Consider the following 20,868-nt stretch of genomic DNA (forward strand, 5'->3'; position numbering starts at 1 on the left):
CTGGAAGTCCACATGGACGGCTGCGCCGAATGCACCCGGGCATTCATCGACGTGCGCGAGGTGTCCTGGATGCTGCGCGACCTCGGCCAACACCTCATCGCCGGAGGCTGGGCCACCGGCACCGCCGTGGGCTCGGGCGCCCTCGCCGCAGGAGCCGCGGGCTCCACAGGCGCACGCCCGCGCTCGTTCGGCAAGAAGGAGACCGCCGTCGCCGCCGGAGTGCTCGCCGTGCTGGCAGTCGGCAGCGGAGCGGCTGCTCTGATCGCCCATCAGAACGACCAGCCACCCGTCCAGGCCATCGAGGAGGCCGGAGCGGCCGCCGGTGGCGGTGCGGGAAGCGGTGACGGCGCGGGTGGTGGTGACGGCGCGGGTGGCGGTGGGGACGCCCCGAGCTCGCCGGAGGACGCCACGCAGGAGCGACCGCCGTCGATCCCGCCCGCCGACCCGCAGCCGCGCCCCGCCACCACCCCCAAGGAAGACGCCGCACCGACGCCGGTGACGGCACCCGAGCAGGAGGTGGTCGACCCTGCGCCGGCACCGGAGCCGAGACCGGAGCGCGAGGACCGCCCACCGGCGTCCGACCCTGGTCCCGGCCCGGCCCCTGACCCGGGCCCGGTCCCCGGTGGTGGTGGCACGGACGAACCCGATCCGGAGCCTCCGACCGACCCCGCGCCCGAGCCCGAAGAACCTGTCGAGCCGCCGACCCTCCCCGAGCCGGAAGTTCCGACGACACCCGGAGTCGGCACGGCGCTGGCCGACCTGCTCGACAGCCTGGGCCTCTCCGACCTGCCCGGCATCGATCTCGCGACGACCACGCTGGACGAGATCTGGTCCCTGCTGTTCGGCACGGTCACCGGCAACGCCGGACAGGCCGTCGGCGACGTTCGAACAGCGGCCGGGGACTGATGACGGTGCGGGCTCGCTACCTGGCCCGCACCTCCGCACTGCTGTGCGAACGCACAGCGCTGCTGGGCGACGGCCCAAGATCGTCCGCCGAGCCCGTCCGCGTCTTCCCTGCGCCCGCGTTCTTTGCGAGCATGCACGCCCGAGGTCTTGTGCAACGTGAGGTCACGCGGCGCCCTGCCGTGTGCAGGAGGGGGGCGGCATGACCGTCACCAGCGCGGACCTCAGCCAGTGGGCGGCACACCGTCGTGCGGTCGTGCTCATGGTCTCCCGGCGCGTGCCCGGCATCGATCCCGAGCTGGCCGCCAGCCGCGGCCTGGAGCTGTTGTGCGTCGAGCTCATCAAGTACGGCGGAGTATCCGACCCTGTCGCGTTCTGGAGCGCCGCCGCGCTGGACGCAGCCCAGGCGATGGCGCACGAAGACCCCCTGCCCGTCGACCAGGCAGCGCAGGCCGAGGCCATCACCGCACCGGTCCGGCGCGCTCTGGACTTCGAGGTACTGACCACGGCGATGGAGCGGCTGCCCGCCGGAGACCAGCAGCTCCTGTGGGACCACCATGTCGCGTCCCGCCCGGTCGCCGCGATCGCCGACGAGATCGGGGTGCTGCCCTACGCCGCCAAGCGGCGGCTACGCCGCGCCGAGAACCGGCTCGCGAGCAGCTTCGCCGAGACGCACGTGGACTCGGCGGACAACGTCGAGTGCGAGTCCACCCGAGCCTCGATGCACGACTTCGTGCGGAACCGCCTCCTGCCGGGCCGTCGGCAGAAGGTCGAGGACCACATGGTTCAGTGCTCGGGCTGCACCAGGGCGTTCGTCGACGTGCGGGAGTCGTACTGGATGCTGCGTGCGGCTGCGCCGGTCCTCCTGCTGGGCGCCGCTACCGCGGCGCAGACGAGCACGGTGGTGGCCGCCGCCGGTGCGGGCCTGACCGGCGCCGGGATCGGTGGCGGGCTCGCCACCCTGGGCACCCGCGTCGTCCTGACCGTCCGCAGCGCACTGACCGATCCGGTCAGCCTGACGGCGACGGTTGCGGGCGGCCTGTTCATCACGACCGCCGTCACGACGGGCGTGGCAGGTGGAGCGGGAGCCGTACCGACGCTCCCCGAGACCGGGATCGTCTCCGTCTCCACACCGGACGTCGCGAAGGCCGCGGTCCGGGGCGCCTCGCCGGCCTCCCGGGCGGAGGACCCCGCGAACCTTCCCGAGCCGACAAGGTCCATCCCAGCGGGCCAGGCGCAGAGCGGCGGCATACCGCCCGGACTGGCAAAGAAGGGCGGCTTACCGCCGGGCCTGGCGAAGGACGACGTACCCCCCGGTCTCGCGAAGGACGAGCTACCGCCCGGCCAGTCGGACAGCACCGGCGGCCAGGGCCAGCCCGACGCACCGGGGACCGCCACACCTGGTGGTGGCGGCAGCGGTGCCGACAAGACCCCGCCCGGCCTCGCGAAACAGGACAAGACCCCACCGGGCCAGGCCAAGAAGGACGGGACGCCGCCCGGCCGGGCCGCGAAGGACGAGTCTCCGCCGGGCCAGGCGAAACAAGACAAGATCCCGCCCGGGCAGGCCACGAAGGACGGGAGCTCGTCCGGGGCGTCCGACCCGGCCTCAGGCCCTCCCGGTCACTCCCGTTCCAGGAGCACGAGCACCTCGTAGTGCGCGGTCTGGGGGAACATGTCGAGCAGGCGCGCCCGCACGGGACGCAGCGACGGCATCGCGGCGAGGTCCTTGGCGAGCGTCGTCGCGTTGCAGCTCGAGTACAGGACGTGCTGGATCCCCGACGTCTCCAGCCATCGCGCGAGGTCCGCGCCGATGCCTCGCCGCGGCGGGTTCACGATCACCATCTCGGGCAGCGGGGCATCCGGCCCGACCGCGAACGCCGTCGCGTCACCCGCGGCGAACGTGACGTCACGGAAGCGTTCGGCTCCCGCGCCGTCGCGCAGCTTCGCCACGGTGCCCGACGCCGCCGCCACCGCCTCCGCGCTGATCTCGATGCCGGTGACGGCGCGGCCCGGCGCGGCGCAGTGCAGCGCGAACCCGCCCACCCCGCAGTACAGGTCCCAGAGGCTGCTCGGTCCCACCTCGTCCACCCAGTCGCGGGCCTGCCGGTAGAGCTCGGCGGCGACCGCGGTGTTGGTCTGGAAGAAGCTCTGCGGGCGCAGGTCGAGCGTGATGTCGTCGATCCGCATCGGCAGGGTGGTGCGCTCGGTGAGCGGGATCTCAAGGTCGCCCTCGAGCACCGCGGCGTGCAGCGGCTGGATGTTCGCCGAAGCGACCGCCAGGGCGGGAAGCTCTTCCTTCAGCACGGGCAGGTGCTTCCGGATCCGCGCTATGGCCTCCTGGGAGCGCAGCACGAACCGCACCATGAGCTCGCCGTCGGGCGACAGGGTGACCAGCAGGTACTTGAGCTCGCCGCGCTGCTGCGCACGCTTGCCCCGGCCGGAGACCTGGTAGGGCTCCAGGCCGGCCCGGGTGACGAACGCCGCGAGGGGCCCGAAAGCCGCCTGGAGCGCGTCAGGGTAGAGCCCGCAGTCCGTCAGGTCGACCCCCCGGCCGGTGCCGTCCAGGATGCCGAGCACCGGCTCGGCGACTGTGCCGCTGACCACCATCTTCGCCTTGTTCCGGAAGCCTGACTCCGCGCTCTTGACGGCAGGGAGCCAGGTCAGGCCCGAGCCGGCCGGCTCGGTGGTCGAGCCGGTGGCCGCATAGGTCGACCCGGGCGGCTCCGAGGCCGAGGCCGTCGGGGCGGTCAGGACCGGAGCGAGAAGTGCGGCGACATGCCGCTCCTTGTCGAGCACCTGGTTGGGGTAGTCGACCTCCAGGAGGGTGCAGGAGTGGCAGCGGCTCGCGTCGTAGTGGGGGCACTGCACCCCACCAGTATCAGCCACCGCACTGCCCGAACGCGATGACGACCTGGTCACTCTCCGTCAGAGGGGGAACCCTCGTACTCGAAGTGCCACGGCTCCTCGCGACCGCCACCCGCCCGCGCCCACTCCGGGTGGTGCCAGCCGGCCTTGGGCCCGTTGGCGGCGAGCCACTCGAACTCGGGCCGGCCGAACCGGAAGCCCTCGTCCACAGGCACGTCCACCGCCAGTGCCCAGCCGTGGTTCGACGTGCCCGGCGCGGCCACCTGGCCGCTGCCGAACTCGTCGAGCGCCTGAAGCTGCCAGTCGTAGGGGCGGTAGCCGTACTCCACCCGCAGCGGCTTGCCGAACTTCGCCTCGAACTGCACCCCGAGCTTCTTCCATGCCTCGGCCGCGTCGCACCGCAGGTACTGGTCCTGCCCCTCGGGCCCGACCCCTACCTTGCAGAGGGCGTCCAGCTCGAGCCGGCCGTTGGAGCCGTCGGCCACCGTCGCGCGCGCTTCCCACGCCGCCGTCTCGATCGCCGCCCGCGCCGCCTCACGTCGCTGGCCGATCGCCTCGACCGAACGGAGGTCGTTCATCTTCGCCGCGGCCGCGAGCGCCGCCTGGCCCTCGGCGCGATGGGTGTCGAGAGCCTTGCGGACGGCGGCGGGAGCGCCGGCGTCGGCGGTCCAGCTCAGGGTGTACTCGGAGTCGCGCACGGAGATCTTGAGCTGGGCGGTGACCGACGTCAGCCGCGCCTTCGCGGTCTTGAGCTGGGCGGCTGCCTTCTGCGCCTGTGCTGCTGCCGTGGCGGCCTCGGCCTGTGCGTCCTTGCGCTTCTGCTGCCACTGCTGGTGCGAGGCCCGTACGTCCTCTGTGGCCGCGACAAGGGCCGTCGACGTGGTGCGCATGGTGATCGCCCACTCGGTCGCCCGCGCTTCCAGTGCGTCGACGTCGTCGGTCGCGTCGAGCCCGGGCGTGCCGGCCTCGGGGACCGACGGCGGCTGTATCGCGCCGAGCTTCTTGGCCGAGGCGACGTGCTCGGCCAGGTCGGTGCGGACGGCGGCGTCGACCACCTTGCCCTCGGAGGCCGCGAGGGCCTGTTCCGCTGCCGCGATCTGCTCGGCCAGGCTCTCCTGGGCGGTGCGCCCCTCGTCCACGGCCTGCACGACGTCGGCACGGGCGTCGGCCAGCTGCTCCTGCTCGCGCTGGTTGCCGACATGGACCAGCGCGAACACGATGCTGCCGACGAGCGCGACCGCCGCGGCGACCAGGAAGACCACCAGCGGTCGCATCGAACCGCCGTCCGACTGGATGCCCACCCGGGGTGCCGCGTTCAGCGGCCACGCGTCGTACGTCGACTCGGCAGTGCCGGCCGGCGGGCTCTGCGTGTCCGCGTCGGGTTCGAGTGGTGGTCCAGCAGGTGCGGGCGGGTCCGCGTTGAGGGGCATGGCCCGAAGTTTGGCGAATCCGGAGCCCGGGCGCTAGTTGCCCGCCCGTTCCGCGAGGTTCTTGAGCTTGTCGAGGTAGACGGCAGCCTCGCCCGCCTGCCAGTCCGGGATGTTGGTGTTGCCGGCGACGAGACCCACGGACTTGTCCGTGAGCTCACGCAAGATGTCGGCGTGCCCGGCGTGCCGGGCGTTCTCGTTGGTCACGTGAACGATGATCTGGAAGAGCGTGACCTCACGGTCCCCCCACCACGGCACGCGACCCACGGTGTCGAGGGGCAGCAGGTCGATGGTCTCGTCGCAGAACACCCCGGCCCTGCGGTAGAGGTCCGCCACCGAGGCGATCGACTCGTTCGCTGTCGCGTACCAGTCCGCCTGGGGGTCCTCGTCCAGCGTCTGGTCGGACACGAGCTCCTCCAGGTCGGGCCACTCCCGGCCGAAGCTGGTGCCGAGGTAGCCGATCTCGGTGTTGGCGCAGTGCTTCACCAGGCCGAGCAGGTTGTTGCCGGAGGGCACCAGGGGCCAGCGGGCCTGCTTCTCCGTGAGGCCCTCCAGCTTCCACAGGAGGGCCTCACGGGACTCGTTCAGGTACTTCTTCAGGATCTGCTTCTGTGCCGGCTCACCCGAACCGGTGGTGCCGTCAGTCGTCTGTGCCATGGGGACAGTGTGTCGCGCACCACCGACATTCAACGACTTCTTTGCACCCGGGCCCGCTTGTTCGGCTTGCGGTGCAGCCACCACTCGGCGAACAGCAGATTTCCGACCCACGACACCCACGCAGAGGTGATCGCAACGTCCTTGACCGCCGGGTGCTCGACACCGATGCTCGGGTCGGTCAGCGACTCCGGCACGAAGATCGCCAGGAGCACGGGGATCCAGAATCGGTTGGCCACGATCGAGAACGCCAGCGCGGTGCTCCGGACCATCCATTCCCGGTGGTCACCGAAGCGCCGCTGCCGCACCGCACGGAAGCCGAGCAGGGTGCAGGCCAGGAACAGCACGCCGAGCAGCGTGTTCGCCACCTGCTGGCCCAGCCCCGCACTGGGGAACTGCGCGACCACCAGCGCGGCGACGCCTGTCACGAGCGCCGTGGCCACGTAGACGCGGCCGCTCCACCGGTGCACCCGCGGGTGGTGCGCACGCAGCCACGGCCAGAGCTGCAGCACGGCGGCAGCGAGCATGATCGACCCGGTGAAGATGTGGGTCACCAGGGCGGGGTAGAACACCGCACCGCGGTCCGTGGGGACCAGGGACTGGGTCGGGTCCAGGCCCACGTAGCGGGGCAGGGACGTCGCGAGGAAGATCGCCGTGATGATCGCCAGCGGCGCGATCCAGGGGCGGCGCCACCAGCGAACCCGCGGGGCCGGCCCGGCCGGTGAGGCAGGAGTCGAGGTGCTGGTCGTCGTGTCGGTTGCCATGACTTGCCTGCTTTCGTCAGGTCGGAAGGTCGGAAGGTCTGACGGCCGGACGGCCGGGAGTGCGCGGCGTCAGCGCCGTGCACGGAACGCCAGGCCTGCCGCCACCGCGAAGACCAGCCCGAGCCCGAGGCACCACCCGACGGCGAGCACCGCGACGCCGACCGGGTCCGCAGCCGTCGGCACGCCGCCCGAGAGCAGGCTGCGCACCGTCTCGATCACCGGTGTCACGGGCTGGTGCTCCGCGAAGCCGCGCAACCAGGACGGCAGCGTGTCGACCGGCACGAAGGCGCTCGACACGTAGGGCAGGAACATCACGAAGAACGTGAAGCCCCCGGCGGCGTCGGGTGACCGGACCAGCACACCCACGAGGGCGGCGAGCCACGTGATCCAGCCGACGAAGAGCAGGATCATGCCGACCGCGGCGAGCCACTCCAGCACGGACGCCTCGGGCCGGAACCCGATGGCCATCGACACGCCGAACACGATCGCGGTGGTGGCCAGGTTCTTCACGAGGCTCGCGACCACGTGGCCCGACAGGACGGTCCAGGCGGTCATGGGCATCGACCTGAGCCGGTCGACCATGCCGCTCGACATGTCGTGCTCCACCGCCAGCGCCGTGTTCGCCGCCCCGAACCCGGCCGCCAGCAGGATCACGCCCGGCGTCACGTAGTTGATGTAGTCGGTGCCGATGTCGACGGCGCCGCCGAAGACCAGCACGAACATCAGCAGGATGACCACCGGCAGCACCACCGCCGTGATCATGGCGTCGAGGTCCCGCGAGACGAGGCGCAGGCTGCGTGCGGCCATCGTCGAGACGTCGCTCAGCAGGTACGTCATGCCGCCACCTCCGCCGTGCGTGCCGGGCTCTCCTGGCCGACGTGACCGGTCAGCGTGAGAAAGACGTCGTCGAGGCTGGGCGCGCGTACCTCCCAGTGCTCCGGCACGGGCCCCGCCGCCTCGACCGCCGAGAGCACGGCGCGCACGTGCCCGACCGAACCGTCGGTGGGCACCCGCACCCGCGTGCCGTCGACCGTCGCGACCCCGAGGGCGGGGGCGACCCGGTCGGCGTCGGACGCCGTGGCGAAGGTGAGCTCGACGCCCGCCTCGCCCACCTGGCGCTTGAGCTGCGCGGGCGTGCCCTCCGCGACGATGCGGCCGCCGTCGACGAGCGCGACGCGCTGGGCGAGCCGGTCCGCCTCCTCCAGGTACTGCGTCGTGAGGAAGACGCTGGTGCCCTCGTCCACCACGCCTCGCACCACGTCCCACAGTGCCTGTCGCGACCTCGGGTCGAGGCCGGTCGTCGGCTCGTCGAGGAACATGACCCGGGGCCTGGTCAACAGGCCTGCCGCCAGGTCGAGCCGACGCCGCATGCCGCCGGACCAGGTGCCGACCTGCCGGTGCGCGGCGTGGGACAGGTCGAAGGCCGTGAGCAGCTCCGCCACGCGCTCCCGCACGACCCGGCGCGGGAGGTGGGCCAGACGCCCCATCATCGTGAGGTTCTCCGCCCCGGACTGCTTGTCGTCCACCGCCACCTGCTGCCCGGTGAGACTGATGATCTGGCGGACCTGGCGCGCCTCCCGCACCACGTCGAACCCCGCCACCGTCGCGCGGCCGGCGTCGGGCCGCAGCAGCGTCGACAGGATGCGGACGGTGGTGGTCTTGCCCGCGCCGTTGGGACCGAGCAGCGCGAGGACCGCTCCCTCCTCGAGCTCCAGGTCCAGCCCGTCCAGCACCGGCGGGCTCGCCGAACCTCTCCGCGCGAAGGACTTCTGCAGGCCTTCGGCTGTGACGATCGCAGCCATGGTCTCTCCCTCTTCCTCGGGTCGTGGCGTTACTGTTTACGCTCTACGCGTTTTAGTGTGGGGCGTAAACAGTATGTGGTCAAGAGAGTTTCGGGAGCCGAGCGGGACAGGAGCCGCCGAGCAGGGCAGGACGAACAGGGCAGGACGAACAGGGCAGGATGGGAACCGATGAGCACCGAGAGCACGCCCGAACAGCCGCACGGTTCCGCCCGACCACCGTCGGACGCGGGCTCGAGGGCTGAGCTGCCCGCCACGATCCAGCGCATGTGGGGCGACGGAGCGCCGCGCCGCCGCGGGCCCAAGCCCGCGCTGTCCGCCGCACAGATCGTGCAGGCCGCACTGGACCTGGCCGACGCCGAGGGCCTCGCCGCCGTCTCGATGGCACGCGTCGCCGAAGCCGTGGGGTACACCCCGATGGCCCTGTACCGGCACGTGTCCGGCAAGGAGGAGCTGCTCGCCCTGATGGCGGACGCGGTGGCACGGGACCTGCCCGACCTACCGTCCGACATCGGCTGGCGCGACGGGCTCGAGACCTGGACACGAACCCAGATCGAGATGAGTCTGGCCCGTCCGTGGTTCCTCGACCTGCCGCTGTCCGGCGTGCTGCCCGGGCCCAACCGGGTGCGCTGGCTCGACCAGGCCTTCGGGGTCCTGCGGAACATCGACCTGCCGGCCGACGAGAAGCTCGCGATCGTGGGGCTGCTCGCGCAGCACGTGCTCGGCGAGGCGCGCGTGCACGTCGAGACCCGTCGTGCGGCGGTCCAGCGGGTGCGCCGTGAGGCCGGGCTCGCCGAGACCACACCGGAGTCCGAGCTCGACCCTGCCGCGATCGAGGCGGCCGACCCGTACGCCGACTTCGAGGCGGTGCTCGCGCGCTATGCCGAACCCGCTGCGTACCCCCACCTGTTCGCGTCGTTCGCCACCTGGACGGGAGCGCAGACGCAGACGGCCGTCGCCGACGACATCGCCTTCGGGATCGGCATAGTCCTCGACGGTGTCGAGGCGTACCTGAGGCGCCGCGGCGCACTACCCGACGACGCGTCCTGAGCCCCTGGCGCACAGTTCCGCAACGCTCCGGGCGCGACCACAGGCAGCGGTTTTCGGACGTCGTGCACAGGTGAGCGGCCGGGACCCGTGGAACGTCAGTGGCGTGAGTCAGAGTGGTGCCGTGACAAGTGATCCCATGACCGATGACAAGACGCCGACACCGGCGCCGGGTACGGCGCTGCGCTGCTTCGGCGACGGCGACCCGCTCTACGAGGCGTACCACGACGAGGAGTGGGGCGTACCCGTCCACGGTGAGCAGGCTCTGCTCGAACGCATTGCCCTGGAGGGTTTCCAGTCCGGGCTCTCCTGGATCACCGTGCTGCGCAAGCGCCCGGCGTTCCGCGAGGTCTTCGAGGGGTTCGACCCGGAGAGGGTGGCGGCCTTCGGGTCGGACGACGTCGAGCGGTTGCTCACCGACGCGCGCATCATCCGGAACCGCATGAAGATCGAGGCCACCGTCGACAACGCACGCGCGGTGGTCGCCCTGCACGACTCCGGCCGCACGCTCGACGAGCTGTTCTGGTCCTTCGCGCCCGAACCGGGTACGCGCGAACGCCCCGCCACCTTCGGCGACGTACCGGGCTGGACCCCCGAGTCAAAGGCCATGAGCAAGGCGATGAAGAAGCACGGGTTCCGGTTCATCGGCCCCACCACGGCCTACGCGGCGATGCAGGCCTGTGGCCTCGTGGACGACCATGTCGCCACCTGTCCGGTGGTGCTGGGGCGTGACCGGGCGGTCACGCCGGAGTCCGCCACCTGAGCGTCAGAGCTCCGCGCACGGCTCCACGACCGGAAGGACGGCGTCGCGGACCCACGCGGCGAGCGATGTGGCGGGCGGGCGCAGGATCACCGTGTCCACCCCGTGCTCGGCGAAGCCGCGCATCTCCTCGACGAACGCCGCCGTGTCACCGGGGCCGATCGGCGCGCCGCGGTGCAGCATCGTGACGCGGATATCGGCGGGGTCGCGCCCGACGTCGTCACAGTGCCGGTGCAGCACGTCCAGCAGGTGCCGCAACCGTTCGGGCGTCTCGGCGAACAGGTTGCACGCGTCCGCGTACTGCGCGACCAGCCGGAGGGTCACCTTCTCCCCCGACCCACCGATCATGATCTCCGGGCCGGACAGCGGCGGCGGCGAGCAGATGGTCTCGGCAAGCTGGTAGTGCTTGCCCTCGAACGGGCCGTTGTTGTCCAGGTCGTACATCTGGCGCGCGATCCGGACCGTCTCCTCGAGCATCTCGAAGCGGTCCTTGAGCGGCGGGAACGGCACGCCGAGAGCCGCATGCTCCTTGTCGTACCACGCGGCGCCGATGCCGTACGTCGCGCGCCCACCCGAGACGACGTCGAGCGACGCGACGATCTTCGCCAGGAGTCCCGGGTAGCGATACGTCACTCCCGTGACCAGGGCGCCGAGCTGTACCTTCTCGGTCACCCCGGCCAGGTAGCCCAGGGTCGTGTACGCCTCGAGCATCGGGTCGGACGCCGGGAAGCCCTGGTGCTCCATCTGGAAGTAGTGGTCCATCACGGAGACCCATGCGACGCCACCGTCGTCCGCGTACCGGGCGGCGTCCGCCAGCTCGGTACGCATCCCGGCGGGCTCCATCGAGTCGAAACGCATGAAGTGGGTGCCGATTCGCATGCCTCGATCCTCCTACGTCGGCACAGGACGTCAAGCGCGGAACGCGGCGAGCTCCTCGGTACGGCCCAGGATCCGGGCGACGAACCACGTGAGCGAGTCGGCGGTCTCACGCGGCGGCGCCGTCGGCTGCATGACGTGGCTCAGCGAGGTGCGCACCAGGATGTCGATGATCGCCGTGATCCGCTCCGGCTCCAGGTCGATCTCGTACCGGTCCACCCGGTCCTGCACGACGACCATCAGCGTGCCGAGCAGCGACTCCGAGTGCGTGGTGAGCAACGGCAGCAGCTCGGTGTCCGCACCGTGCGTCGCGGAGACGACCGCGCGCAGCAGCTCGTTCCCCTCGGCGAGCACGAGCGTGTTCTCCACGGCCTCATGGATCGCCGACAGCAGGTCATCGGGGTGCTTCTCGAAGCCCTCGACGATCGTGAAGATGAACTGGGCCGACTCCGTCAGCACCATCGCCTCGGCGAGGTCCTCACGACTCCCCACGGCGTTGTAGACGGTCTGCCTGCTCACTCCCGCCTCGGCCGCCAGGCGCCCCATCGTCACCTTCGACCAGCCGTCCGCGCACGTGAGCCGCGCCGCAGCCGCGATGATCCGACTCCGGCTGGAGATCGGGTCCTCGTGTGCGGACGTCACCTCGGCCATGACTCGAATCCTAGGCAACCGGCGGCATCCGGGCAGGGACGGCGCGGCCAGGCAGGATGCTTTTCACCCTCACTTCATTTCCCCATATGGATCGGTGGCCGGCGCCGGCACCGAACCCCTGCGATCCGGAAACCCCATAGGGTGGCGATCATGGACCTCGAAGAACGCCTTGCTGTCTTCATCGACTACGAGAACCTGGCGCTGGGCGCCCGGGAGCACCTGGGCGGGATGCAGTTCGACTTCGGCCCGATCGCCGACGCCCTCGCCGTGCGCGGCCGGGTGGTCGCGCGGCGGGCCTACGCTGACTGGTCGTACTTCGACGAGGACCGTCGCATGCTGACCCGGCACCAGGTCGAGCTGATCGAGATGACGCAGCGGATGGGCGCCTCCCGCAAGAACGCCGCCGACATCAAGATGGTGGTCGACGCCATCGAGATGGCCTTCGAGCGCGACTACATCTCGACGTTCGTGATGTGCACGGGCGACAGCGACTTCTCGCCCCTCGTCCACAAGCTGCGGGAGCTGAACAAGCGCGTCATCGGCGTCGGCGTCGAGAAGTCGACGTCGCGCCTGCTGCCCGCCGCGTGCGACGAGTTCCTCTTCTACGACCGCCTCGAGGGTGTCGAGGTGCCCGACGACGACCTGGGCGCACCGGCGCCGAAGCGCGGCACGCGCTCGCGCAGGCCGGCCGCGGCACCGGAGCGTGCCGCAGCCCAGAAGGCTCCCACCACCTCGCGCCGCACCAAGGCCGCCGAAGCGGTGGCGGAGGCCGTCGCCGAGACTCCCGCGCCCGACGCCGTCGTCGAGCCCGAGGCGAAGCCCGCCACCCGCCGCCGCAAGAAGGCCGAGCCAGCCCCCGCACCGGTCGATGTCGCGCCCGAGGCCGAGATCGACGCGAGCGAGCAGGAGGAGGAGGCCCCGGCGTCCAGCGACGCGCCCATGGAGGTGCGGGTGGCACAGACCCTCGCGGACCTGCAGTCCTCCACGAGCGGCCCGGTGACGGCGTCCGCCCTCAAGCGGACGCTGCTGCGCAAGGACGCCACGTTCAGCGAGTCCGACTACGGGTTCCGCACGTTCGGCGAGTTCCTGCGGTTCCTCGCCGACCGTGGGTTCGTCGAGCTCGCGACGGGCCCCTCGGCGGGCGACCCGGAGGTCTCGCTGCCGGAGCAGGGCAACACCGACTCGGCCTTCGTGCTGCTGCGGACCGTGGTGCAGGAGTCGAAGGGATCGGCCGCCCTGTCCGGGCTGAAGAACGCGGTGCGCAAGAAGCGCCCCGACTTCTCGGAGAAGGCGCTCGGCTTCCGCGGGTTCCTGCAGTTCGCGAAGGCGGCGGAAGCCGCCGGCGCCGTCACCCTGGCCTGGGACGACGACGCCGACGACTACCTCGTCACCGCCTGAGCCGGAGGTGCAGCGTAGGGTGTGGGCCGAGGAACGAGGCACGCGCCCGAAGCGGAACCGCAGGCTCAGGCGGTTCAGATGGAGCCTGAGCCCGGTCAGTCGGTGAACACACCAGGGATCGCGGCCAGCTGACGCGTCAGCTCGGCACCGTCCTGGCCGGCGACCGTCGGCACCCGCGGCGCGTCGACGCCGGTCTCCGGCTGATCGGCGACCGGCATGTTCCCGGCGAGGACCCGCTGCCCGCCGGTGAGCTGCCTGATGACCACGGCACGCACGCGGTCAGGATGCCGGTCCACGGCCTGTGCGTAGATCTCCGGGTCGTGCTGGCCGTCGTCACCGATGAGCAGCCAGCACACGTGGGGGAACCAGGCCATCAGGTGCTCAAGGCTCGCCTCCTTGTGCGCCGGTCCGCTGCGGAACCACCCGGTGAGGGTGGGCCCCCAGTCGGTGAGGAGCAGCGGTCCCCGCGGGTAGGCGTGCCGCGCGAGGAAGGCACGCAGGGTGTTCGCCGTGTTCCAGGCGCCGGTCGACAGGTAGAAGAAGCCGGCGTCCGGGTGGTCCTCCTGCAGCGTCCGGTACAGCTCGGGCATGCCCGGCACGGCACGCCGTCCGCTGGAGTGCCGGACGAACGTGTTCCAGGCCGCGAGCAGCGGCCGCGGCACCGCGGTCACCATGGTCGTGTCGTCCATGTCGCTGATGACGCCGAACCGCGTGTGCTCGTCGAGCACCCGGATGGCCGCCTCGGCCTCCCACGGGTCGGGCTCGTCGAGGACCGTCAGGACGGCGGACTGCCAGCCGGCCGGCAGCGCGGCGACGGTGGGGATCTCGACGTCGACGTAACCGGCGCGGTCGCTCGTCACGACGGCGGTGTGACCGCCCACGTCGAGCAGTACGCGACGGTGGGGCACCGGGACCGTGAGGAAGTGGCGGAACCCGCGCCGACCCGCGCGGAGAGCCTCCAGGTCCGGGGCGGCCGGACGCGGCCGCGACAGCAGCACACGAGCGAGCACCCGCACCTTGTCCGGTGTGCCGTATCCGCTGTAGGTCTCGAGGCGCGGGCGCCAGCCGACGCGGCGGAGCACCCACCCCGCCGCGGCGTAGAAGTGGTCTTCCACCACCGCGGCGAGGTGCGGGCGCTGGGAAGGGTGCGGAGTAGGAGTGGCCACACCCGATTGTCGCCTGCTATCGCGCGCCGCTCTATTGCCCGCCCATGCCGGTCGTCGCCACGCCCTGCACGATGCGGCGCTGGAAGAGCATGAACAGGATCAGCAGCGGCAGCGCCGCGATCATCGCGGAGGCCATGTTCTGCGCGTACTGCACGCCGTAGGCGTCCTTCACCGTGGACAGGCCGACGGGCAGGGTCATGAACTGCGGGTCGGTGGTGACGATGAAGGGCCACAGGAAGTTGTTCCACGCACCGATGAACACGAAGATGGCGACCGCCACCAGGATCGACCGCGACAGCGGCAGCACGATGGTCCAGAACAGTCGCCACGACCCCGCGCCGTCGATCCGGGCGGCGTCGAGCAGCTCCCGCGGGATCGCGTCGAAGAACCGCTTGAGGATGAACACCATCACGGGCGCCACGACCTGCGGCAGCACGATGCCCGCGAACGTGTCCACGAGCCCCAGGACCTGCATCTCCCGGAACAGCGGCACGATGAGGATCTGCCCCGGCATCATGATCGCCGCGAGGGTGAGCCACTGCATCACGGCCCGGCCCCTGAACAGGGTCTGCGAGAACGCGAAGGCCGCCATCGCGGAGATCAGGACCGTGATCACGGTGACCAGCACGGCGACCACGAGGCTGTTCCACATCCACAGCAGCAGGTCGCTGCTGCCGAGCACCTTCTGGTAGGCGTCGAGGGTCCACCCCATGGTGGGCAGCAACGACGCGGGGAGCGCGGCCTCGGCCTCGTGCTTGAAGCTGGTGACGGCGCCCCACACGAGGGGAACGAGCCAGATACCGGCCAGTACGGCGAGCGCCGCGAGCGCCCCGGCTCGCGCCCACGGGGACGGACCGATGGTCAGCCTGGTGAGGGTCCGGTTCTCGGCCCGCTCCTGCAGTGCCTTCGTCCGGCGGACCTCGGCGATGTCGGCGACAGCCATCTCAGGCCTCCTTCCGGGCGGGCAGGAGCCGCACCAGGGTGAATACGAGGATCAGGGCGAAGAACACGTAGGAGATCGCTGAGGCGTAACCGAGCCGGTAGTTGGTGAAGCCGGTGTCGTAGATGTACTCCAGGATCGGCCGGGTGCTGCCGTTCGGTCCGCCCGCGGTGAGCATGTAGATCTGGTCGAAGACCTTGAGCGAGGCCAGGAGCTGCAGCACCACGATGACGCCGGTGATGGTGCGCAGCTGGGGCAGCGTGATGGAGAACAGTCGCCGCCAGCCGCCCGCGCCGTCGATGGTCGCCGCCTCGTACTGCTGGGCGGGGATGCCCTGCAGCGCCGCCAGGTAGAGCAGGAAGTTGAAGCCGACGGTCCACCAGACGGTGACTCCGGCGATCGAGAACATCGCGACGTTCTCGTCGGTGAGCCAGCCGAGCGGCTGCAGGCCCAAACCCGTCATCCAGGTGTCGAGCAGGCCGATGTCGGGCTGGAACATCCAGTTGCTCAGGTGCCAGACCACGGCACTGGTCAACAGGTACGGCGCGAAGAACGACATGCGCCACACCCACTGCCCCGGTAGGCCGGTGTGCACGAGCAGCGCCATCACGAGGGCCACGAACACGAGGGGAATGGTGCTCAGGATGGTGAACCAGACGGTGTGCCAGAGGGTCTGCCAGACCTGTGGGTCGCTGAACGCCTCCACGTAGTTGGCGAAGCCGATGAACTCGCTGCCGGTGCCCGTCAGGCTCTGGTTGGTGAAGCTCATCCACAGGCCATACAGCGTCGGCACGACCAGGAAGAGCCCGGTGGCGACGGCGAACGGCGCGACGAACAGGTAGCCGGACCGGTCGCGCTCGCGCATGGACTTGCGGGCCGGTTCGGCGCGTGTGCCGGGCCGGCTGGCCGAGGCCGGCCGGCCGGGCAGTGCCCGCTCCAGGGGCGCGCTGACGCCGGGATTCGAGACAGTCATCGTCGTCCTCTCGATCAGGCGGGGTTGGGCTGGGAGAGGAACCGGTCCATCTCGCTCAGCATCCGGGTCACGGCGGTACGGGCGGGGGCCTTGCCGGCGAGGGTGTCCGTCATCGCGTCGGCCATACGGGTCTGGAAGTCGCTACCGCCGCCGGTGAACCACGCGTCGGGGTCGAAGACGGCGACCTCCGCGGCGGGCGCGTAGTCCCGCTGCGGCGTGAGCTCCTGGTAGGCAGGCTCCTCGACGATGGGCTGGTAGGCGGGGATGTGCCCGGCCGAGGCCCAGGTCAGCCCCTCCTTGAGCAGGCCCGCGAGGACCCGGTAGGTCGCCTCGCGCGCGGCGGGGTCGGGTGTCCCCTGCCGGGGCAGCACGAACGCGTGCGAGTCGGCGTAGTTCGCCGGGGTGTCGAAGATCGCGGGGAACGGCGTGGCCCCGACGTCGGGGAGCGCGTCGCGGAACATCGGCAGGTCCCACTCGCCGGCGAACATCATGCCCGTGCGTTCCGACATGAAGCGGGCGGCGGCGGCGTTGCCGTCCTGGTTCTTCGCGGCGACGGTGCCGTCGACCATGGCCTGCAGGAACTCGAAGACCTCGGCGGCGGCCTCTTCGTCGAGCTCGGCGGGGCGGCCGGGGGTCAGCTCGTAGCCACCGCCGTTCTGGGAGTAGAGCCCCCAGAACATGCGCCAGCAGCCCGCGGGGTCCCGCTGGTAGCCCCAGCCGACGCCGGTCTCGCCGGTGATCTCGGCCAGGGAACGGCCAGCGGCGAGGAAGTTGTCGGCTCCCGCGACCGCGTCCAGGTCGAGCTTGCCGTCCGGGAGCGCGAGTCCCGCGTCCTGGATGATCTTCGGGTTGTGGAACACGATGTACGGGTGAGTGTCCAGCGGCAGCGCATAGAGCTGGCCGTCGTACTGGGCCTTCTCCCACACGGCGGGGGCGAAGTGCTCCTCGCCGATGCCGAGCTCGGCGAGTGCGTCCAGGTCGAACGGCTCCAGGAGCCCGCCGGGTGCGTAGCCGGCCAGCCGGGACATGTGCATGACGGCGGCCTCCGGCGGCCTTCCGCCCGAGGACGCCATCGCCAGCTTGGTGTAGTACGGCGGTCCCCAGGCCAGGGTCGTCGACGCGACGGCGATGTCCGGGTTGGCCGACGCGACCGCGCCCACCATCTCCTGCATGAGGGCGCCGTCGCCGCCCGAGAACAGGTCCCAGATCATGACTGGCGTCTTGCCGGCACCTGCGGCGCTGGGTGTGGCGCATCCGGCGAGCGCCCCGCCGAGCGCGACCCCACCGGCGCCCACCAGTGCGGCCCGGAGCAGGTCACGGCGGCTCAGGCCTCCTGAGCTCTCCGCACGGCTGCGGGTCCTCGACGCGATCACAGGGCTTCCTTGCCCTGGGACGCCACGTCCTCGTAGCACGGTCATCGTCGACCTCCAATGGTGCAACGTTGCGGTCCAACGTTGGATCACGATGGACTAGGCCGGGCGTCCCGTCAAGGGGCAAGGGTGTGGAAGGAAGTGATGGGTTGTCGGAGCAAGCGGGCCGCCGCGTCGGCATCAAGGAGGTCGCCGCTGCGGCGGGGGTCTCCTGGAAAACTGTCTCCAACGTTGTGAACGGCACGGGCCGCGTCGGCGACGCGACCAGGGCCCGCGTGGAGGCGGTCATCGCCGAGCTGGGCTACCGGCCCAACCTCGCCGGACGCCAGCTCCGCCGGGGGCGCACCAACACGCTCGCCCTCGCCGTGCCATGGGTGCACGCGCCCTACTTCTCGGTCCTGGCCCACGAGGTGATCGACGCCGGCAGCTCGCGCGGGTACCGGGTGCTCATCGAGGAGACGAGGTCCTCCCGGGACACGGAGCTCGAGGTGGCGCGCGGCTTCGACGTCCAGGCGATCGACGGCATCATCTTCTCGCCGCTCGAGCTGACCCCCGCGGAGATCGACGAGGTCCGCGGGCCCGTCCCCCTCGTGCTCCTGGGCGAGCGGGCCGACCCCGACCCGACCCGCGAGCGCCGGACGGACCACGTCAGCATCGACAACGTCGACGCGGCGGCGCAGGTCACGGCGCACCTGCTGGAGACGGGGCGGCACCGGCTCGGGTTCCTGGGTGCCGAGCCGCCCGGCGCCGGCCGCACCGGCGCACAGCGGGTCCAGGGTTTCCTCGACGCCCACGCCGCCGCCGGTATCGAGGTCGACGAGCGCTGGGTGCTCCAGGTCCCGCAGTTCTCGCGCCCGTCGGGCGCCGAGACCATCGAGCGGGTGCTGCCCCGGATCGACCAGATAGACGGCCTGGTGTGCGCCAACGACGAGCTGGCCCTCGGCGCGCTGTACGCACTGCGCCGCAACGGGGTGCGTGTTCCCACCGACCTCGCCGTGACCGGCTGGGACAACACCGAGGACGGCCGGTACTCGAACCCGTCACTCACCACCGTGGCACCGGACCTGCGCGCGATCGCGGAGACCGCGGTGGACCGGATCCTCACGCAGCTCGAGAAGCCCTCGGCCGAACCGGTCGACGCACTCGTTCCGCACCGACTTCTGGTCCGCGAGAGCAGCCGCGACTGAGCGGCTGACCAGCGGGCACGCGTTCCGCAGGGCCCTCTGAGGGCCCGGCGTGGTGATACAACGTTGCATTCCGATCGGAAGCCGTGTTGAATCGCCGCGCACCTGTCGTAGACGCAACGGAGCAGCTGATGACCTTCCTCGACCGCTTCTCGCCCGCCGGCGAACCAACGGCCACCGCCGTCCCGCGCCCCGAGTACCCCCGCCCGCAGATGGCCCGCGACCGCTGGCTCAATCTCAACGGCACGTGGCAGTTCGAGATCGACGCCGGCGACTCCGGCCTGGAGCGGGGCCTCGTGGAGCGCCCGCTCGAGAGCGAGATCGTCGTGCCGTTCGCACCCGAGTCGCAGCTCTCCGGCATCGAGAACACCGACTTCCTCGAGGCGGTCTGGTACCGCCGCGAGGTCACCGTCCCCGCGGAGTGGGCCGCCGTCGGCGACGACCCGCACGTCCTGCTGCACTTCGGCGCCGTCGACCACGACACCACCGTGTGGGTGGACGGCACCGAGGTCGTGCGCCACCGCGGCGGTTTCACGCCGTTCACCGCCGACCTGCACGGGATCGCGAGCCCTGGCGACACGGTCACCGTCGTCGTGCGGGCCCGGGACACCCGGCACGGACCCCAGGCGCGCGGCAAGCAGAGCAACCGCTACGCGAACTTCGAGTGCAACTACACCCGCACCACGGGGATCTGGCAGACCGTGTGGCTGGAGCCCGTGCCGGCCGCGCACCTGCGCCGCCCGCGGATCACGCCCGACCTGTCCAGCTCGGCGTTCGACGTCGTCGTGCCGCTGTCCGCGAACCGGCGCGGCCACACGGTGACGGTCACCGTGACCGACGCCGACGGCGTGGTGGCCACCGCCACCGCTCGCGCCGACCTGGACCTGGCGCCCGCGCTGCGCGTCGTCGTCCCGGCGGAGCGCGTCCGCACCTGGGGTCCCGGCGACCCGCACCTGTACGGCGTCGACATCGAGCTACGTGACGCCGACGGCGCGGTCGTCGACGCCGTGCGCTCGTACGCGGGCCTGCGCTCCGTGTCCATCGACGGACAGGTGGTCCGGATCAACGGCGAGGCGGTGTTCCAGCGGCTCGTCCTGGACCAGGGCTACTGGCCCGAGTCGCTCATGACGGCGCCGTCCGACGACGCGCTCGCGCGGGACATCGAGCTCGGCCTCGCGGCCGGCTTCAACGGCGCCCGGCTGCACCAGAAGGTCTTCGAGGAGCGTTACCTGTTCCACGCGGACCGGCTGGGCTACCTCGTGTGGGGCGAGTTCGGCGACTGGGGCGTGAGCGGGAACGGCACGCCCGCCGACGGCCAGCGGCCGACGACGTCGTTCGTCGCCGAGTGGATGGAGGCGCTGCAGCGCGACCACTCCCACCCGTCGATCATCGGCTGGTGCCCGCTCAACGAGACGCACCAGGACCTGCACGACCGCATCACGCAGCTGGACGACGTCACCCGGGCCATGTGGCTCGCCACCAAGGTGGCGGACCCCTCCCGGCCGGTCCTGGACGCCAGCGGCTACTCGCACCGCGTCCTCGAGACCGACATCTGGGACTCGCACCTGTACGAGCAGGAGCCCGCGCAGTTCGCGAAGCTCGTGGGCGGCCTGGCCGAGGGCCGGCCCTACGAGAACGAGCGTGAGAACGGCACCAAGATGTCGGTGCCCTACCGGGGTCAGCCGTACTTCGTCAGCGAGTACGGCGGCATCTGGTGGAACCCGGACGTGGCGGCCACCGCCACGGGGAACTCGCCCGACTCGTGGGGCTACGGCCAGCGCGTCGCGGACGAGGAGGAGTTCCACGCCCGGTTCCGCGGCCTGACCGACGCACTGCTCGGTGACCCGCGCATGTTCGGCTACTGCTACACGCAGCTCACCGACGTGTTCCAGGAGGAGAACGGGGTCTACCGGTTCGACCGCAGCGAGAAGCTCGACGTCGCTCGCGTGCGCGAGGTCCAGGTCCAGGTCGCGGCCATCGAGGTGGCGGACGGCGACGAGGAGGCTGCTGACCAGGCATCCTGACCGATCGACGGGGTCTTGTAGGTCTCTTTAGTCTTTTTCACCACATATCACCCCGTCCACAGGGTTG

At 71.1% G+C, this 20,868-nt stretch carries 18 protein-coding genes and 1 pseudogene; 7 read left to right on the forward strand and 12 right to left on the reverse strand.

All coding sequences use genetic code 11. The annotated features are described in order from the left end of the window. Together LUU90_RS17335 and LUU90_RS17340 are read left to right on the forward strand one after the other, a co-directional pair. Window positions 1–906 (forward strand): annotated as a pseudogene (locus LUU90_RS17335) (hypothetical protein); the annotation flags it as partial. Window positions 907–1,105: 199 nt separating this feature from the next. Next, on the forward strand, window positions 1,106–2,557 hold the full coding sequence (locus LUU90_RS17340; protein ID WP_275004882.1) for a hypothetical protein: 1,452 nt from the start codon (window positions 1,106–1,108) through the stop codon (window positions 2,555–2,557). Here LUU90_RS17340 and rlmC read toward each other — a convergent pair. The 6 genes from rlmC to LUU90_RS17370 all read right to left on the reverse strand — a co-directional run bounded on the left by rlmC (window position 2,524) and on the right by LUU90_RS17370 (window position 8,415). Then, window positions 2,524–3,771 (reverse strand): 23S rRNA (uracil(747)-C(5))-methyltransferase RlmC, encoded by a 1,248-nt coding sequence (gene rlmC / locus LUU90_RS17345; RefSeq protein WP_275004883.1) that lies wholly within the window; start codon window positions 3,769–3,771, stop codon window positions 2,524–2,526. The two genes, LUU90_RS17340 and rlmC, sit on opposite strands and share 34 nt — an antisense overlap. Before the next feature lie 47 nt (window positions 3,772–3,818). Continuing rightward, window positions 3,819–5,198, reverse strand: a complete 1,380-nt coding sequence (locus LUU90_RS17350) for a M15 family metallopeptidase (RefSeq protein WP_275004884.1) — start codon at window positions 5,196–5,198, stop codon at window positions 3,819–3,821. Window positions 5,199–5,231: 33 nt separating this feature from the next. Then, window positions 5,232–5,852: a DinB family protein gene (locus LUU90_RS17355; RefSeq protein WP_275004885.1), complete on the reverse strand. Its 621-nt coding sequence runs from the start codon at window positions 5,850–5,852 to the stop codon at window positions 5,232–5,234. Window positions 5,853–5,881: 29 nt separating this feature from the next. After that, on the reverse strand, window positions 5,882–6,613 hold the full coding sequence (locus LUU90_RS17360; RefSeq protein WP_275004887.1) for a DUF2306 domain-containing protein: 732 nt from the start codon (window positions 6,611–6,613) through the stop codon (window positions 5,882–5,884). A gap of 69 nt (window positions 6,614–6,682) precedes the next feature. Then, window positions 6,683–7,450 (reverse strand): ABC transporter permease, encoded by a 768-nt coding sequence (locus LUU90_RS17365; RefSeq protein WP_275004889.1) that lies wholly within the window; start codon window positions 7,448–7,450, stop codon window positions 6,683–6,685. Then, window positions 7,447–8,415 carry an ATP-binding cassette domain-containing protein gene (locus tag LUU90_RS17370; RefSeq protein WP_275004890.1) on the reverse strand — a complete coding sequence of 323 codons (969 nt, stop codon included), beginning with the start codon at window positions 8,413–8,415 and terminating at the stop codon, window positions 7,447–7,449. Before LUU90_RS17370 ends, LUU90_RS17365 begins: the two co-directional genes overlap by 4 nt. Window positions 8,416–8,583: 168 nt before the next feature. Between LUU90_RS17370 and LUU90_RS17375 the strand changes: the two genes are divergently transcribed. Together LUU90_RS17375 and LUU90_RS17380 are read left to right on the forward strand one after the other, a co-directional pair. After that, on the forward strand, window positions 8,584–9,462 hold the full coding sequence (locus LUU90_RS17375; RefSeq protein WP_275004892.1) for a TetR/AcrR family transcriptional regulator: 879 nt from the start codon (window positions 8,584–8,586) through the stop codon (window positions 9,460–9,462). 136 nt (window positions 9,463–9,598) lie between these two features. Beyond that, entirely contained in the window at window positions 9,599–10,222 is a 624-nt protein-coding gene (locus tag LUU90_RS17380) for a DNA-3-methyladenine glycosylase I (protein WP_275005270.1), read from the forward strand. Between the two features lie 3 nt (window positions 10,223–10,225). On the opposite strand, the gene LUU90_RS17385 is transcribed toward LUU90_RS17380, so the two are convergent. After that, window positions 10,226–11,098: an LLM class F420-dependent oxidoreductase gene (locus LUU90_RS17385; protein ID WP_275004893.1), complete on the reverse strand. Its 873-nt coding sequence runs from the start codon at window positions 11,096–11,098 to the stop codon at window positions 10,226–10,228. A gap of 30 nt (window positions 11,099–11,128) precedes the next feature. Next, entirely contained in the window at window positions 11,129–11,746 is a 618-nt protein-coding gene (locus tag LUU90_RS17390; RefSeq protein ID WP_275004895.1) for a TetR/AcrR family transcriptional regulator, read from the reverse strand. Between the two features lie 150 nt (window positions 11,747–11,896). Between LUU90_RS17390 and LUU90_RS17395 the strand changes: the two genes are divergently transcribed. Then, complete coding sequence (locus LUU90_RS17395) at window positions 11,897–13,144, forward strand: NYN domain-containing protein (protein WP_275004897.1); 1,248 nt, start codon at window positions 11,897–11,899, stop codon at window positions 13,142–13,144. Between the two features lie 95 nt (window positions 13,145–13,239). On the opposite strand, the gene LUU90_RS17400 is transcribed toward LUU90_RS17395, so the two are convergent. Genes LUU90_RS17400 through LUU90_RS17415 form a run of 4 tightly spaced genes read right to left on the reverse strand, consistent with a single transcriptional unit; the run spans window position 13,240 to window position 17,596 of the window. Beyond that, complete coding sequence (locus LUU90_RS17400) at window positions 13,240–14,310, reverse strand: App1 family protein (protein ID WP_275004898.1); 1,071 nt, start codon at window positions 14,308–14,310, stop codon at window positions 13,240–13,242. Window positions 14,311–14,341: 31 nt separating this feature from the next. Continuing rightward, a complete protein-coding gene (locus LUU90_RS17405) occupies window positions 14,342–15,253 on the reverse strand; it encodes a carbohydrate ABC transporter permease (RefSeq protein ID WP_275004900.1) in 912 nt (303 codons plus the stop codon). Window position 15,254: 1 nt separating this feature from the next. Next, window positions 15,255–16,223: a carbohydrate ABC transporter permease gene (locus LUU90_RS17410; protein WP_275004901.1), complete on the reverse strand. Its 969-nt coding sequence runs from the start codon at window positions 16,221–16,223 to the stop codon at window positions 15,255–15,257. A 14-nt stretch (window positions 16,224–16,237) separates the two neighbouring features. Then, the gene (locus LUU90_RS17415) at window positions 16,238–17,596 is read right to left on the reverse strand and encodes an extracellular solute-binding protein (RefSeq protein ID WP_275004903.1); all 1,359 of its coding nucleotides are present in this window, start codon (window positions 17,594–17,596) and stop codon (window positions 16,238–16,240) included. A gap of 146 nt (window positions 17,597–17,742) precedes the next feature. Between LUU90_RS17415 and LUU90_RS17420 the strand changes: the two genes are divergently transcribed. Together LUU90_RS17420 and LUU90_RS17425 are read left to right on the forward strand one after the other, a co-directional pair. Continuing rightward, on the forward strand, window positions 17,743–18,780 hold the full coding sequence (locus LUU90_RS17420; protein WP_275004905.1) for a LacI family DNA-binding transcriptional regulator: 1,038 nt from the start codon (window positions 17,743–17,745) through the stop codon (window positions 18,778–18,780). A gap of 128 nt (window positions 18,781–18,908) precedes the next feature. Next, the gene (locus tag LUU90_RS17425; RefSeq protein WP_275004906.1) at window positions 18,909–20,801 is read left to right on the forward strand and encodes a glycoside hydrolase family 2 protein; all 1,893 of its coding nucleotides are present in this window, start codon (window positions 18,909–18,911) and stop codon (window positions 20,799–20,801) included. Window positions 20,802–20,868: the final 67 nt, after the last annotated feature.

The organism is Promicromonospora iranensis (assembly GCF_028994775.1).
Taxonomy (GTDB): Bacteria; Actinomycetota; Actinomycetes; order Actinomycetales; family Cellulomonadaceae; genus Promicromonospora; species Promicromonospora iranensis_A.

What these genes read in the sequence shown, in the direction of transcription:
- LUU90_RS17390 (WP_275004895.1), bottom strand. Translation starts at nt 11,746, where the DNA reads ATGGCCGAGGTGACGTCCGCACACGAGGACCCGATCTCCAGCCGGAGT.
- LUU90_RS17405 (WP_275004900.1), bottom strand. Translation starts at nt 15,253, where the DNA reads ATGGCTGTCGCCGACATCGCCGAGGTCCGCCGGACGAAGGCACTGCAG.
- LUU90_RS17410 (WP_275004901.1), bottom strand. Translation starts at nt 16,223, where the DNA reads ATGACTGTCTCGAATCCCGGCGTCAGCGCGCCCCTGGAGCGGGCACTG.
- LUU90_RS17395 (WP_275004897.1), top strand. Translation starts at nt 11,897, where the DNA reads ATGGACCTCGAAGAACGCCTTGCTGTCTTCATCGACTACGAGAACCTG.
- LUU90_RS17375 (WP_275004892.1), top strand. Translation starts at nt 8,584, where the DNA reads ATGAGCACCGAGAGCACGCCCGAACAGCCGCACGGTTCCGCCCGACCA.
- LUU90_RS17355 (WP_275004885.1), bottom strand. Translation starts at nt 5,852, where the DNA reads ATGGCACAGACGACTGACGGCACCACCGGTTCGGGTGAGCCGGCACAG.
- LUU90_RS17340 (WP_275004882.1), top strand. Translation starts at nt 1,106, where the DNA reads ATGACCGTCACCAGCGCGGACCTCAGCCAGTGGGCGGCACACCGTCGT.
- LUU90_RS17350 (WP_275004884.1), bottom strand. Translation starts at nt 5,198, where the DNA reads ATGCCCCTCAACGCGGACCCGCCCGCACCTGCTGGACCACCACTCGAA.
- LUU90_RS17425 (WP_275004906.1), top strand. Translation starts at nt 18,909, where the DNA reads ATGACCTTCCTCGACCGCTTCTCGCCCGCCGGCGAACCAACGGCCACC.
- LUU90_RS17360 (WP_275004887.1), bottom strand. Translation starts at nt 6,613, where the DNA reads ATGGCAACCGACACGACGACCAGCACCTCGACTCCTGCCTCACCGGCC.
- LUU90_RS17380 (WP_275005270.1), top strand. Translation starts at nt 9,599, where the DNA reads ATGACCGATGACAAGACGCCGACACCGGCGCCGGGTACGGCGCTGCGC.
- LUU90_RS17365 (WP_275004889.1), bottom strand. Translation starts at nt 7,450, where the DNA reads ATGACGTACCTGCTGAGCGACGTCTCGACGATGGCCGCACGCAGCCTG.
- LUU90_RS17385 (WP_275004893.1), bottom strand. Translation starts at nt 11,098, where the DNA reads ATGCGAATCGGCACCCACTTCATGCGTTTCGACTCGATGGAGCCCGCC.
- LUU90_RS17370 (WP_275004890.1), bottom strand. Translation starts at nt 8,415, where the DNA reads ATGGCTGCGATCGTCACAGCCGAAGGCCTGCAGAAGTCCTTCGCGCGG.